The 14912-nt window shown below is 46.9% G+C and carries 10 protein-coding genes; 9 read left to right on the top strand and 1 reads right to left on the bottom strand.

Annotated features, from left to right (window positions below):
• Nucleotides 1–465 precede the first annotated feature (465 nt).
• From scpB to AAKU61_RS11190, 9 genes are all read left to right on the top strand, one after another.
• On the top strand, nt 466–1368 hold the full coding sequence (gene scpB / locus AAKU61_RS11230; protein WP_354332231.1) for an SMC-Scp complex subunit ScpB: 903 nt from the start codon (nt 466–468) through the stop codon (nt 1366–1368).
• Nucleotides 1369–1376: 8 nt separating this feature from the next.
• Nucleotides 1377–3065, top strand: coding sequence for a pseudouridine synthase (locus AAKU61_RS11225; RefSeq protein ID WP_354332229.1), 1689 nt, complete (start codon nt 1377–1379; stop codon nt 3063–3065).
• A 207-nt stretch (nt 3066–3272) separates the two neighbouring features.
• Nucleotides 3273–3758 carry a ribosome maturation factor RimP gene (gene rimP / locus AAKU61_RS11220; protein WP_354332237.1) on the top strand — a complete coding sequence of 162 codons (486 nt, stop codon included), beginning with the start codon at nt 3273–3275 and terminating at the stop codon, nt 3756–3758.
• Nucleotides 3755–5314, top strand: a complete 1560-nt coding sequence (gene nusA, locus AAKU61_RS11215) for a transcription termination factor NusA (protein ID WP_354332227.1) — start codon at nt 3755–3757, stop codon at nt 5312–5314. The genes rimP and nusA overlap by 4 nt, the downstream gene beginning before the upstream one ends.
• A 58-nt stretch (nt 5315–5372) precedes the next feature.
• A complete protein-coding gene (gene infB / locus AAKU61_RS11210) occupies nt 5373–8294 on the top strand; it encodes a translation initiation factor IF-2 (RefSeq protein WP_354332225.1) in 2922 nt (973 codons plus the stop codon).
• 120 nt (nt 8295–8414) lie between these two features.
• On the top strand, nt 8415–8804 hold the full coding sequence (rbfA, locus tag AAKU61_RS11205) for a 30S ribosome-binding factor RbfA (protein WP_322119611.1): 390 nt from the start codon (nt 8415–8417) through the stop codon (nt 8802–8804).
• Between the two features lie 194 nt (nt 8805–8998).
• Nucleotides 8999–9934, top strand: coding sequence for a tRNA pseudouridine(55) synthase TruB (gene truB / locus AAKU61_RS11200; protein WP_354332223.1), 936 nt, complete (start codon nt 8999–9001; stop codon nt 9932–9934).
• 181 nt (nt 9935–10115) lie between these two features.
• On the top strand, nt 10116–11951 hold the full coding sequence (typA, locus tag AAKU61_RS11195; RefSeq protein ID WP_322119609.1) for a translational GTPase TypA: 1836 nt from the start codon (nt 10116–10118) through the stop codon (nt 11949–11951).
• Nucleotides 11952–12092: 141 nt separating this feature from the next.
• The gene (locus tag AAKU61_RS11190; protein ID WP_354332221.1) at nt 12093–12971 is read left to right on the top strand and encodes a DMT family transporter; all 879 of its coding nucleotides are present in this window, start codon (nt 12093–12095) and stop codon (nt 12969–12971) included.
• A 159-nt stretch (nt 12972–13130) separates the two neighbouring features.
• Here the strand turns inward: AAKU61_RS11190 and AAKU61_RS11185 are convergent, their stop codons facing one another.
• Nucleotides 13131–14855 (bottom strand): ArnT family glycosyltransferase, encoded by a 1725-nt coding sequence (locus AAKU61_RS11185; protein ID WP_354332219.1) that lies wholly within the window; start codon nt 14853–14855, stop codon nt 13131–13133.
• Nucleotides 14856–14912 lie beyond the last annotated feature (57 nt).

The following is a 14912-nucleotide window of genomic DNA, read 5'->3' as shown; positions in this document are numbered from 1 at the left end:
TGCCGTTGATTTTATTGAATATTCTTGTTTTAAGCCCCTCTAGTTTTGGGCTCATAACCCGAAGGTCGTAGGTTCAAATCCTGCCCCCGCAACCAGAATTAAATAAAAAAGCCACGTATCAACGTGGCTTTTTTATTGGCTCAGTAATTATTTTTTGATTTGTGCGGAATTTCTGGACTACAATCCGATATCAGCGCAATTGATGAAATTCTAATCAACTGCGCTACGCTCAAACAAGCGGCAATTGTTCAGCGATTGTCGATTTAGTTGATGAGTAAATTAACATAAAGAATGCATAACCAAATGTGTTGACTTTGGTTGATGTCAGACAGTAAGTATCCGCCTAGATGGCATGCGCTGCCCTAAAGTGCAGCAAAATTACAGAATCGGTTTTGGCTGAAGAAGTTCTTTCAGTGCCGTTCTATACTTAATTAGATCAACCAATCAATGTGCTAAAGAGTTTGCATGAATACTGCTGAGGCCAAGCGAGTCCTCGAAACCGCCTTGCTATGTGCGCATGAGCCGCTTACCGTCAATACGATGAGAAAGCTGTTTCAGGATAGTGATGAATCAAGCGAAATTGTTGGTGCCGACACCATTAAATCCATGCTGGAAGATTTGCGTGTTGATTGGTCTGATAAAGGTATTGAGTTAGTCGGATTGTCGACCGGATGGCGCTTCCAAAGCCGTCCAGAAATGCGTGCTTATATCGACAGGTTGAATCCTGAAAAGCCGCCAAAATATTCACGTGCCACCTTGGAAACGCTTGCCATTATTGCGTACAGACAGCCAGTTACTCGCGGAGATATTGAGGAAATACGCGGTGTCACGGTTGCTTCTCAGATGATTAAAACTTTAGAGGATCGTGGTTGGATTGAAGCTATTGGCCACCGCGATGTGCCTGGGCGCCCGGGTTTGTTTGCGACTACCAAGCAATTTTTGGATGATTTGGGTTTATCTTCCTTGGATCAACTGCCTCCGTTGCAGCAAGTAAAAAAAGACGATGTATCTGATGTGAGCACGCCGGAATTGGATGCCCTCGGAACCGGTATGTTTGCAGAGCAAGAGTTATCTGCTTTGGCTGGTATTGAAATAACTGAGGTTGTTTCTGTGGGGGCAAAGGCTCACGAGATTGAAAATGAAGTTAGCAGCGCTGGCGATGCTAGTGTTGTAGAGGAAGTAAAAAGTCTGGCTGAAGTCGCCGTAGCTGATACTGCGCTGACATCCAAGCCAGAAAATGAAATAAGTAATATTGACAGCGACTTTGCTCAAGGCTCAGATGTGGCGGTTGAAACATCGAATCATGAGCTGGCATCAGAAACTAAACCAGATGCTGCGTCATCGATCCCGCCCGCAAGCCTAAATTAAATAGAATAATGAATACAAATAATCCAGACGATATTAAGCCGAATGCATCTGCTGAAGGTGGTGATGATAATGCGCAAAAGCCAGTAAAGCGCGGTGTGCGTGGGCCGCGCAATATGCGCCGATCCCGGCCGAAAGCTGATGCGGCAGACAGTGGTGCGGCTGAGGGCGTTGTGACTGCCGTAGTTGATATGCCAGGTGCTGAAATCGGTGTTGAAAAGCGAAAGCCAAGAGCAGTTCGCCCACAGGGTGATCGAGTACAGCGTACTGATGCTGGTTCGCGTGAGCCGCGTCCAGCAAGACTGCCGCGCGAGGGGCAGAGCGAAAATCGTGCACCACGCACGCCACGGGATGAGCAAAGCGGCAATCGTGCAGCGCGCCCGTCGCGTGAAGAGCAATTTGGCAATCGCTCTGCTGGCCCTAATGGTGGTGCAGGAAATAGCTCCGGTAGCGGATTATATAAAGGTCGTCACCCAAGTCAGGCGCGTGGTGTTCGTCCTGCAAGTCGTCCCGCCGCCAACAGTGCAGATGATGTTTTTTCATTTGTTACATCGGAAGCATTCGACGTTGCTGCAGATGCTGGGCAAGACAAAGGTAGGGGGCGCGCAAGTAAAGTAGTTAGACGTGATCTTACTGCGGATGATGATGCTCCAAAATTGCATAAAGTTCTGGCTGAGGCTGGCCTTGGTTCACGTCGTGATATGGAGGATTTGATTGTTGCTGGACGCGTATCTGTGAATGGTGAGCCTGCACATATCGGTCAACGTATTCTTCCAACTGATCAGGTTCGGATTAACGGTAAACCAATTCAACGCAAAATTAGTAAAAAACCACCTCGTGTCTTGGTTTACCACAAGCCGGCGGGTGAAATTGTAAGTATGAGTGATCCGGAGGGGCGTCAATCCGTATTCGCCAGTTTGCCGCAAATGAAGGTCGGTAAGTGGCTGGCGGTAGGGCGTCTTGATTACAACACGGAAGGTTTGTTGTTATTCACGACCTCTGGTGATTTGGCGAATCGGCTTATGCATCCACGTTACGGTATTGAGCGCGAATATGCTGTGCGCACTTTAGGTGACTTGGAAGAAGGAATGCGCCAAAAGCTGCTCGCTGGTGTCGAGCTTGAAGATGGTTTAGCACAATTCTCCAAAATTATGGATGGCGGTGGCGAAGGTGTAAATAAGTGGTATCGCGTTGTCATCGGTGAGGGGCGTAATCGCGAGGTGCGTCGTATGTTTGAGGCTGTAGGTTTGACGGTGTCGCGTCTGATTCGTACTCGTTACGGTGTAATGACTTTGCCCGCTGGTTTAAAACGTGGTCGGTGGGATGAACTGGAAGAAGATGCAGTCCGTAGCTTACTGAAAATCAGTGGCTTGGAAAAAGCCGGTGGTGATAAGCCCGCTGGTAAAGAATTCGCGGCACGTCCAAATGGTAACAAGGCACCGGGTCGTCCTGTCAATCCTTTCGATAAGCCACAAGGTCGATTTAACGCGCCGCGCCCTGAGTTTGGTAGCGCTCGTAGTAGTGGAGGTGCCGGGAGGAATGACGCAGAAGGTAAAAAGCGTAGTCGTCAGCCAGATCCAATGCAGACAGCGCTAGGATTTCCAGATGCTGGCCAGCAGCGACGTGGTGGTACAGCGCGAGGAAGTGGTCAGGCTATAGGTCAGGGGATTGCTGCTCGCAGACGCTCTAAAGGTGTTTGATGTTGCTTTTTGCTATGTGATACACCTATTTTTGCTCTGTTCGTCCATTGCGATAGAGTAAATAATCGTTTATAATCTTGCAGTTAGCAGATTTTGCCTCCATTGGTTGGGATAATGGGGCGTTGTAAAAACGATGGGCAGTAGCCCATTTTTTTTTGGCGAAGCAGTTTGTTGCTGGGCAAATTAAGCATTTTTCGGAGAATACTCTTGCAGTTGTTGGAATTGATAGAAAAGACCGTCAATGGCACCGGATACGATCTGGTTGATTTTGAACGGGCAGATCGTGGCTTGTTTCGAGTTTATATTGACTTTTTGCCGGCGGACGCAGAGAAGGGCAATATCACGGTTGAAGACTGTGAGAAGGTCAGCCACCAACTGTCTCATGTATTAACTGTTGAGAATATGAATTACGAGAGGTTGGAAGTTTCTTCTCCTGGTCTTGATAGGCCGTTAACGAAATTGACTGATTTCGTCAGGTTTGTTGGTGAAAAAGCGACTATTAAGTTGCGTTTGCCAATGCCTGGTGCGCAGAATCGCAAAACATTTGAAGGCGTTTTGCATGAGCCTGAAGGTGACAAGCTGAAGTTGGAATTTGAAGGTAAAGACGGTGCGGCAATGCTGGAGTTCACGCTTGCCGATTTGGATAAGGCACGTTTGGTGCCGCAAGTAGATTTTAGGAGCCGCAAAGCATGAGTCGCGAAGTTTTATTATTGGTTGATGTGCTGGCGCGTGAGAAAAACGTTGATGAAGATATCGTTTTTGCTGCGTTGGAGCATGCTTTGGCTCAGGCCACAAAGAAGCGCTATGAAGGTGAAGTCGATATTCGCGTAGAAATTGATCGTGATACAGGCGAATACAAATCCTATCGCCGCTGGCGCGTAGTGCCTGATGATGCTGGCTTGCAATTACCTGATCAGGAAATTTTGCATTTCGAGGCTGTTGAGCAATATCAAGATATCGAAGTCGATGAATACATCGAAGAGCCGATTGAATCAGTAGAGTTGGGTCGTCGTTTCGCGCAAGATACTAAGCAAGTTGTTTTGCAACGCATCCGTGACGCAGAGCGTGAACAAATTTTAGCTGATTTTCTTGAGCGCGGCGATTCCCTGGTGACTGGCACGATCAAGCGCATGGAGCGTGGTGAGGCCGTTGTTGAGTCTGGCAAGATTGAAGCACGCTTGCCACGAGATCAGATGATTCCTAAAGAGAATTTACGTGTTGGTGATCGTGTTCGTGCTTATATTTTGCGTATCGATCGTAATGCGCGCGGCCCACAAGTTATTTTGTCTCGGACCGCACCAGAATTCATTATGAAACTGTTCGAGCTGGAAGTGCCAGAAATCGAGCAAGGTTCTTTGGTCATCAAATCTGCCGCACGTGATCCAGGTATACGCGCCAAAATCGCAGTTTATACCAGCGATAAACGTATTGATCCTATCGGTACCTGTGTTGGTATGCGTGGTTCGCGCGTTCAGGCAGTAACTGGTGAGCTAGGCGGCGAACGTGTTGATATCGTGCTTTGGTCGGAAGATCCAGCCCAATTTGTTATCGGTGCTCTTGCTCCTGCCAATGTTTCTTCTATCATGGTAGATGAAGAAAAGCATGGTATGGACGTTGTGGTTGATGATGAAAATCTGGCGATTGCCATTGGTCGTAGTGGTCAAAACGTTCGTTTGGCAGCTGAATTAACTGGCTGGCAAATTAATATTATGACGGCGGAAGAATCCGCTAGTAAAGCCGAGCAAGAAACTGCTGGTGTTCGTGCTTTGTTTATGGAGAAGCTAGACGTTGACCAAGAGGTTGCAGATATCTTGGTTGATGAAGGTTTCGCTAGTTTGGAAGAAATAGCTTACGTACCTATCAGTGAAATGCTGGAAATTGAAGCCTTCGATGAAGATACGGTAAATGAGTTGCGCAACCGCGCTAGAGATGCACTGCTTACAGAGGCAATCGCTTCCGAAGAAGGTGTTGATGGTGTCGAGGATGCTTTGATCAACCTAGAAGGTATGAGCCGTGTAACTGCCGGCAAGCTGGGTTTAGCAGGCATTAAGACACTACGGGCTTTTGGTGGTCTGGCGTATGACGAATTTGGAGCGATTTTGGCGCTGTCAGCCGAACGTGCGCGCCAATTAATTAAAGATGCATTTGAAGACGTGACTGATGATGAGATGAAGCTCATCGACGCTAAATATGATGATCATGCCAAGGCTTTGTTAGCTTCAGCATGGAAACTCGTAGAAGCACAATAATTCCGAGTTAATAATCATTTAAGCGTTTTATCAGGCGCACATAGAAAAAGAGGACTGAATGGCGAGTAACAATGTAGCCCAATTTGCCACCGAGCTGAAAATGTCAGCGGATTTGCTGCTAACGCAATTGCGTGCCGCAGGCGTCAGTAAAAGCTCGACGTCCGACGCGCTGTCAAAAGAAGATAAAGATCGATTGCTGGAGCATTTGCGTCGCTCTCATGGTGTGGCTGCGGATGCAGATAAGAAAAAAATCACGCTGACCCGCAAAGAAACGACTGAAATTAAGCAAGCAGATGCAACTGGTAAGTCGCGTACGATTCAAGTTGAAGTTCGTAAAAAGCGTACTTTCGTGAAGCGTGATGAAGCTGCCGCAGAAGATCAGACTGGCCCTGCAGCGATGGTGGTTGATCCGGTAGATGTTGCGCGTCATGAGGAAGAAGCGCGCAAAGAAGCCGAATTGATTATGCGCCAAGAGGCAGAATTAATTCAAAAGCAAGAGCATCTTGCCAAGCTGGAAGCTGAAAAAGAAGTGCAAGCTCAAGCTTTGCGCGAGGCTGAATTAGCTGCCGCTAATTCAGCTAAGGTGGAAGCAGATAAGTTGAGAGCAGAACAAGCGGCAGTCGCTGCTGCGGCACTCAACACTAGTGCGAAAGCACAAGTAGTGCATACGCCGTCTGCCGCTAGTGTTTCTGTGCAGGCCGCTCCTGTAGCTGCAGCAGCTCCAGTTGTATCGTCTTCAGATGATGATAAAAAACGTCATTCAGCTGATGAAGCGAAGAAGAAAATCGTTACAGAGGCAAAAGAAGCGGCAGAACGTGCTGCCGTTACAGAAATCGCTCGTAAAAAAGTAGCGGATGAGGTTGCGCAAATTAAAGAAATGATGAGCGCTGCTCGTCGTCCTGCCAAAGCCCCTGAGCCTGTGGTTGCTCCTAAAGTGGCCGAAGGTACACTGCACAAACCTTCCGATAAGAAGATCGCAGAGAAGAAACCAGCTACTGAGAAAAAAGATGAGAAGAAACCAGTGGTCGCGGTGGATAAAAAATCCATTAAGTCGGCTAATGTTTCTTCCACATGGCAAGACGACGCTAAAAAGCGTGGTGCTGGTATTAAAACTCGTGGTGATACGTCTGGTGGGCGTGATGGTTGGAAGGGCGGTCCAAAAGGACGTCGTTCACATCAGCAAGATGGTCGCGATACTAATTTCCAGGCGCCAGTAGAGGCAATTGTTAAAGACGTGTACGTTCCAGAAACCATCACTGTCGCAGAGTTAGCACACAAGATGGCAGTAAAAGCCTCTGAAGTGATTAAGCATTTGATGAAATTGGGTCAGATGTGCACTATCAATCAGGTGCTGGATCAAGAAACAGCCATGATTCTGGTTGAAGAAATGGGTCACAAAGCTTTTGCTGCAAAACTGGATGATCCAGAAGCAATGTTGACGGATACGGCTGATCACGAAGAATATGAGTTAACCTCGCGTGCTCCTGTAGTGACTGTAATGGGCCACGTCGATCACGGTAAAACTTCTTTGCTGGATTACATTCGTCGTGCCAAAGTGGCATCGGGCGAGGCTGGCGGTATTACCCAACATATCGGCGCTTACCACGTTGAAACACCGCGTGGCATGATTACTTTCCTTGATACTCCGGGTCATGAAGCTTTTACAGCAATGCGCGCGCGCGGTGCTAAAGCGACAGATATCGTTATTCTTGTTGTTGCAGCTGATGATGGTGTTATGCCACAAACTAAAGAAGCGATTGCCCATGCAAAAGCTGCTGGCGTGCCTTTGGTCGTCGCTATCAATAAGATTGATAAGCCAGGAGCAAATCCTGACCGCGTCTCACAAGAATTGATCGCTGAAAGTGTTGTGCCAGAAGAGTATGGTGGTGATTCTCCATTTGTTCAGGTTTCGGCAAAAACTGGTTTGGGTATCGATGCTTTGCTCGAACAAGTTTTGTTGCAAGCTGAAGTTCTGGAATTAAAAGCGCCAAAAGATGCACCGGCTAAAGGTTTGGTCGTTGAGGCTCGTCTGGATAAAGGTCGCGGTACTGTTGCAACGATCTTGGTTCAGTCCGGTACTTTGAAGCGTGGTGACGTTGTGCTGGCGGGTTCTTCTTATGGTCGCGTACGTGCCATGTTGGATGAAAACGGTAAAAACATTTCTGAGGCCGGTCCTTCGATTCCAGTAGAAATTCAAGGTTTGACCGAAGTGCCTGTCGCTGGTGAAGAAGTCATGGTCATGACTGACGAGCGTAAAGCACGTGAAATCGCGCTGTTCCGTCAAGGCAAGTTTCGTGACGTTAAGCTGGCTAAACAGCAAGCGGCCAAGCTCGAAAATATGTTCGAAAACATGGGTGAGGGAGAAGTCAAAAATCTGCCTATTATCGTCAAGACCGATGTACAAGGTTCGCAAGAGGCTTTGGTTCAATCATTGCAGAAACTGTCTACCAACGAAGTTCGCGTACAAGTTGTACATGCAGCAGTTGGTGGGATTTCAGAGTCTGACGTGAATTTGGCGGTAGCGTCCAAGGCCGTTATTATTGGCTTTAATACGCGTGCTGATGCTTCTGCCCGTAAGTTGGCCGAATCTAACGGTGTTGATATTCGCTACTACAACATCATTTATGATGCTGTTGATGAAGTTAAAGCAGCGTTGTCCGGCATGTTGGCTCCAGAGAAGCGTGAGACCATTATTGGTATGGTCGAGGTCAAACAAGTCTTCCTGGTAAGCAAAGTCGGCGCGATTGCTGGTTGCTTGGTCATCGATGGTGTGATCAAACGCACTTCTTCTGTACGTTTGCTGCGCAACAATGTTGTTACCTGGACTGGCGAACTTGATTCTCTGAAGCGCTACAAAGATGATGCAAAAGAAGTTCGTGCAGGTATGGAGTGTGGACTGTCTCTGAAGAATTACAACGAGATCGAAGTTGGCGATCAGTTGGAAATCTTTGAAATTCAGGAAATTGCCCGTACTTTGTAATGACAAATGTGTTGTAAGCGTTTTTAATAGTTTTAAAAATAAGAGGGTGGGCACTGATGTTTGCGAACAGCCGATATGGCAAAACGTGAATAGCTTGCCCACCCTTACTAATTAGGTTTTATGGCAAAACATAGCAAAAATATTCCCGGACGTGGTCTGCGTGTCGCAGATCAGATACAGCGCGATCTGGCAGAAATCATCTGGTCAGAATTAAAAGACCCGCGTGTCGGCATGATCACTTTGACAGAGGTGCATCTGACACCTGATTACGCACATGCAAAAGTATTTTTTACTACTTTAGCGGATGATCCGGTAGCGGTAAAAAGTACCATTGAGGCCTTGTCTAAAGCGGCTGGATTTTTGCGTAATCAATTAGGTCTTCGCCTGCATATTCATACTCTGCCACAATTACATTTTCTGCATGACACTTCCACGATACGCGGTATCGCAATGTCCAAATTAATCGATGAGGCCAATGCTACGCGGTCTAAAGACGACGGCGAAGCATAATTGCAATGGGCATTAGGCTTAGTCATTTATAGATAAAAGTTCTGCTTTATACATACTCAATGTATCGAGTTCGGATTGAACTTTTTCCTATATCTGATCGCCTAACTGTCGATGTTAATATTCACTGCTTTTGCCTGTTTTGTCACTCATGCACTGATAGATCAATGGTGCAATAAAAACCTCCCTCACGTCTTATGAATAGTCCGGTAAAAAAGAGAGTACGCGTGCCAGTGCACGGCGTTTTATTGCTGGATAAACCTGTCGGACTATCTAGCAACGACGCGCTGATTAAAGCAAAGCGTCTATTTAATGCGCAAAAAGCGGGGCATACCGGTACATTGGATCCGTTTGCGACGGGTTTGTTGCCGCTATGTTTTGGTGAGGCGACCAAATTTTCTCAAGATTTATTGGAAGCAGATAAGACATATCAAACCATCGTACACCTGGGAGTTAGCACTACTACCGGAGATACGGAAGGCGAGATCGTAGAAAGCTTGTCAGTCAATGTGACTGAAGAGCAAATCCATGCTGCTCTAGCGCAATTCCGTGGAGATATTCTGCAAACTCCTCCTATGTATTCTGCCCTCAAGCGTGATGGAAAACCTCTGTATGAGTACGCGCGCGCTGGCATAACCTTGGAACGAGAGGCGCGGCCAGTAACAATCCATAGTCTTGATTTTGTAAGTTATGAAGCCCCGTATTTGACGCTCAACGTGTGTTGTAGTAAGGGAACTTATATCCGGGTATTGGGTGAAGACATCGGCAAAGTATTATCTTGCGGGGCGCATCTAAAAGCTTTGCGACGTACCGAGGTCGGGCACTTAATCTTGGAAAAATCGATAACCCTTGAGGCTTTGGGCGAGATCGAAGAAACTGACCGATTAGCTTTATTGGCACCCGTAGATGCTTTGCTATCTAGCTTTCCTCGACTTGATTTGACGGAAGAACTGGCAAAGCGATTTTTACAGGGGCAACGTTTAGCTTTGGGTAAAGAATCTACCATCTTACCTACGCAAATTGGTCGTGTTCGCGTATATCGTGCCTCAGATCAACAATTGCTAGGTTCTGCCCAATTGCAGGAATATAGCATTCTGGCGCCAGAACGATTAATTGCAACGACGATGATGTAATTTACAGTGATCTATCGCTGGCTTTAAATTATTTAAGAAGATTCTAGTTGTAATCAGTTCTTGTCACTAACACGTAGTAACTCCTTGAAATAATAGGAGTTTTGCTTATTATCCAAATGTTGTGCAGTACAACATGTTATAATCTTGGGTTATCTGAATTTCCCTAAATCTTCTCGCTACCATGTCAAATACAAAACGCGCTATCCGCAACATCGCCATTATCGCTCACGTCGATCACGGCAAAACCACACTGGTTGACCAATTATTGCGTCAGTCCGGTACTTTCCGCGACAACCAACAGGTTGATGCCCGCGTGATGGATTCTAACGATATTGAAAAAGAGCGTGGCATCACGATTCTGTCCAAGAACTGCGCTGTTGAGTACAAAGGTACGCATATCAATATCGTTGATACGCCAGGCCATGCCGATTTCGGTGGTGAAGTTGAGCGTGTATTGTCCATGGTAGACAGCGTTTTGTTGCTGGTCGATGCGCAAGAAGGCCCGATGCCGCAAACACGTTTTGTGACTCGTAAAGCGTTAGCGTTGGGTTTAAAGCCGATCGTCGTTGTGAATAAGATCGATCGCGAAAACGCAGATCCGCAGAAAGCGGTCAATGCAACATTTGAATTGTTTGACAAGCTTGGCGCAACTGATGAGCAGTTAGATTTCCCTATCATTTACGCATCTGGCTTCAAAGGCTATGCAGGTTTGGAAGATAACATCCGTGAAGGCAATATGGATCCCTTGTTCGAGGCGATCCTAAAACACGTTCCTGCGCGTCAAGATGATCCAGATGGTCCTTTGCAATTGCAGATCACGTCTTTGGAATACTCCTCTTACGTTGGTAAGATCGGTGTTGGTCGTATCTTGAGCGGTCGTGTTAAGCCTCTACAAGACGTTATTTGGATGAATGGTCCAGACGACAAGCCAACTAAAGCGCGCATCAACCAGGTTCTGACATTTAAAGGTCTGGATCGTATTTTGGTTGACGAAGCACTGGCTGGCGACATCGTGTTGATTAACGGTATCGAAGAAATCAGTATCGGTTCTACTATCTGCGCACCAGATACACCGCTGGGTTTGCCAATGTTGAAGGTGGATGAGCCAACCTTGACAATGAACTTCATGGTGAATAACTCACCATTGGCTGGTCGCGAAGGTAAATTCGTTACAACGCGTCAAATCCGTGATCGTTTGGATCGCGAATTGAAAGCCAACATGGCTTTGCGTGTAGTACAAGCTGAAAACGATGACTCTACTTATGAAGTATCCGGTCGCGGCGAATTGCATCTGACGATTTTGATCGAAAATATGCGTCGCGAAGGTTTTGAACTTTCCGTTTCCCGTCCACGTGTCGTATTCAAAATGGTAGATGGCGTGCGCCATGAGCCATATGAAAACTTGACCGTGGATGTTGAAGAAAACAACCAGGGCGGCGTGATGGAAGAGCTCGGTCGTCGTCGCGGTGATTTGCAAAACATGGAACCGGACGGCAAAGGTCGTGTGCGTCTCGAATATCGTATTCCTGCACGCGGTCTGATCGGCTTCCAGGGCGAATTCATGACATTGACGCGCGGTACAGGTTTGATGAGCCATGTGTTTGATGAATACGCGCCAGTTGATAATTCTAAAGGTGAGTTAGCAGGCCGTCGCAATGGTGTGTTGATTTCTCAAGACGATGGCGCTGCCGTCGCTTATGCAATCTGGAAATTACAAGATCGCGGCCGTATGTTCGTTGTTCACAACGATCCGGTGTACGAAGGCATGATTATCGGTATTCACTCCCGTGACAATGATCTGGTTGTGAATCCGATTAAAGGTAAGCAATTAACTAACGTGCGCTCCTCAGGTACGGATGAAGCGGTACGTTTGGTACCGCCAATTCAGATGAGTCTGGAATATGCAGTTGAATTTATTGAGGATGACGAGCTGGTTGAAGTCACGCCTAAGAGCATTCGTCTGCGTAAGCGTTATTTGAAAGAGCACGAGCGTAAAAAGGCTTCTCGCGACGCGTAATTAAAGTCTTGTCTGGCGATTAACATGATCGCCAGATAGAATTGAAACCCGTTTTGCTCCTCCACACAGTGGTCCGAGTTAAACGGGTTTTTTTATTTAACCAAGATTTTTAATTTGCATTTGAGCTGAATAAAATATTCTATGCACAATCAACCCAGCCATCGTACTGCTTTGCTTTTAATGATCTGCGTCGCTATATTGTGGAGCACCGCAGGTGTGCTGACGCGGCATCTTGATGTTGCACGTGGCTTTGAAGTTACCTTCTGGCGCAGCCTGTTTGCTGCCATCTATGTCGTGCTGGCGATGAGTGTGCAGCACAATACCGGTGCGTTGAAAAAACTATTATCCGTTGGTCGCTTTGGATTTGTCTCTGGCATTATGTGGGCCATCATGTTTTGTTGTTTTATGATTGCCCTCACCATGACCACCGTGGCTAATACGTTGATTGTCATGAGTGTTTCACCGTTGTTGACAGCCTTTTTCGCCTGGATTTTTCTCCGCCAAAAGATATTAACGCGCACCTGGTTAGCCATCGCTGTGGCATTGGCAGGTATGGTCTGGATGTTCGCTGGCGGCATGTCACAAGTCGATGGTAGAGGGTTGACTGGTATGTTGATTGCGATGGGCATACCAGTAGCTGCCTCAGTCAACGTAATCGTGTTGAAAAAGGGTGGGCACGCGCTGGATTTAGCGCCCGCAGTCATGATTGGTGGCGTGATTTCTGCGCTGGCAATGCTGCCATTTGCCTTGCCTTTTCAGGCATCTGCACATGACTTATTAATACTTGCCGTGTTAGGCGTATTTCAATTAGGTTTTCCATGCATGTTGATGGTTCGTGCAACCAGAAGTCTGTCTGCGCCCGAGGTATCTTTGTTGGCTTTGGTGGAAGTGTTGCTGGGGCCGATTTGGGCTTGGCTCGGTGCTGGTGAAGTGCCAGCGAATGCAACGATTTATGGTGGCGCCGTGGTTTTAGCTGCGCTAGCCTGGAATGAGTTTGCCGCCATTAAAGAGACGGTTTAAGCCAAATGCTTTTACTAGACTATCTTGATACTTCAAATATACTCCCCTTTGGTATATTTTAATCGTCCATAGAAATATTGGAAAATAAGCCATTTTCTATAAAAATAATGGGGAGTATATGGTAATTGAACACTTGCAGACTAAGCTGGGATTATTTAATCAAGGTTTTTTCTGAATATATAGCGAAAATAATTCGTCCCGGTCAGATGCCCGATGTCCTGTCCAGATAACTTCCCAAGTCCCGGGGTAGGTGCTTGTATCCACTTCAGTGCTAGCATTTAATCTACGATGGCTTGATTGCAGTAACAGCACATCGCAAGGTGGTTCGCTAAATCCTGCAAAATGCAAAGCACCAAAATAAGCGAACGAGGCTCGTTGCGAAGGTCCGATATTGCTATCAATACAGCGATACTTTGCAGGCATGTGTTGTACCAGTTCTTTGCTTACATTTGCGTAGCTAATTCTGTCATTGATGATTGGCAGCGCTAATGTAAGTAGCAGCAACCAGCATAAAATCACACCTCCACTTGATAGCACTACAGCTCGCCACAGCACCGACGGTTGACGCGAGATACGCCAGTACACCACCCCAAACCACGCAACAGTAGCGCTGAGCGCAATGATGAAAGTCAAAGGATTGAAGCTGGATTGATGGTCAGGAGAGAAGCGCGCCACTTGTCTTGCGACGCCGACTGGCCACCCGGTCTGTGCCGATATCCAATATAGCCAGAACAGTGCGGCAACTCCGGTTAATACCATGACTGCAAACCAATCCACCGCATTGATTGCGCTGCGTTTCATTGTTGGCAAACCGAATGCAGCCAAAATCGCCAGAGGAGGCAAGATCGGCAATAAGATACTTTCTTCTGCATAAGGGTTGATAAATGCCAGAAGAATAAAACAACCCAAAAATGTTACTGGCAAGGAAATATGCAAGGCCTTTTCTTGTTTTCTCCAGGCATAAATTGCCCATGCTGCAAATGGCCAAGCAGGCCAGGCAAACCAGATCCCGTATTTAAAAAAATAAGAGATATTAGCTATTAATGGAAGGCTAATTTGGCGTGAGTTCCATAGCATCCACGCAGGGTAGGGGGAACTATTAAATGGATGTACGATACTGATCGCCAGTAGCCACGATGCCGCAACAAATAGCGCGATAGGAAATGAGAATTTGAATAAGAGCCAATATTGTTTTTGCTGGCGATAAAAGCACAGCCCGATTAAACTCAAACTTAATCCCAGAGGAAGAACCCAGCCTCTCGCTAATATTAGTAGGCCCAGAACGAAGCCTAGCTTTAATGCATTCGTTCTGTTTCCCGCATCAAGTAATCTTGCGCATAAATAAAGGGCGTAAGCAACCAAGGAAATTTGCAGAGCTTCTGCGCTGGTCTCATGGCTGCGAACTAATAAGCCAAGACATCCGAGGTAAATAAGTAACGCGCCATCAGCCAGTGTCCGGCCAAAATCTTTTGGTTCCGGCTGACCACCAAAGGCGAGTTTCAACGGTTGTGCCTCAGTTCTTCTGCCTAATAAATAGGTGGTATACCAAACTGAAACTGAACCCAGCATAAAAAATACACCAGTCGCCAGCCGGGCGGCCATCGCATCGCCCATTAACCAGCCAAATAACTTGATACAGATAGCGCCCAGCCAAAATGCCAATGGTCCTTCCTCTGGCATAGGCAGACCGACGATATGTGGCCATAACCAGTCATTAATGTTGCCGTGTGCCATCGTCCACATGATGCCAAAACTGGCCGCGTCATCGCCTTTCCATGGGTCGCGGCCAATTAGTCCAGGCAGAATGTATAGCATGCATAAGGCAAGAATAGCCCAGCGTGGCAGGGCGATTGTCGCAGCAGCAGGAAGGCGTACAGGCTTCATATGACTTGTTGCTTAGTAAAAGTGGGATTGATTAGACTTGGTGAAACCGCTTGCATC

This window comes from Undibacterium sp. GrIS 1.2 (assembly GCF_040544435.1).
In the GTDB taxonomy this organism is placed as follows: Bacteria; Pseudomonadota; Gammaproteobacteria; order Burkholderiales; family Burkholderiaceae_D; genus Undibacterium.
The sequence above is the reverse complement of the archived record's forward strand: the minus strand, read 5'-3'. Positions and strand labels throughout refer to the sequence as shown.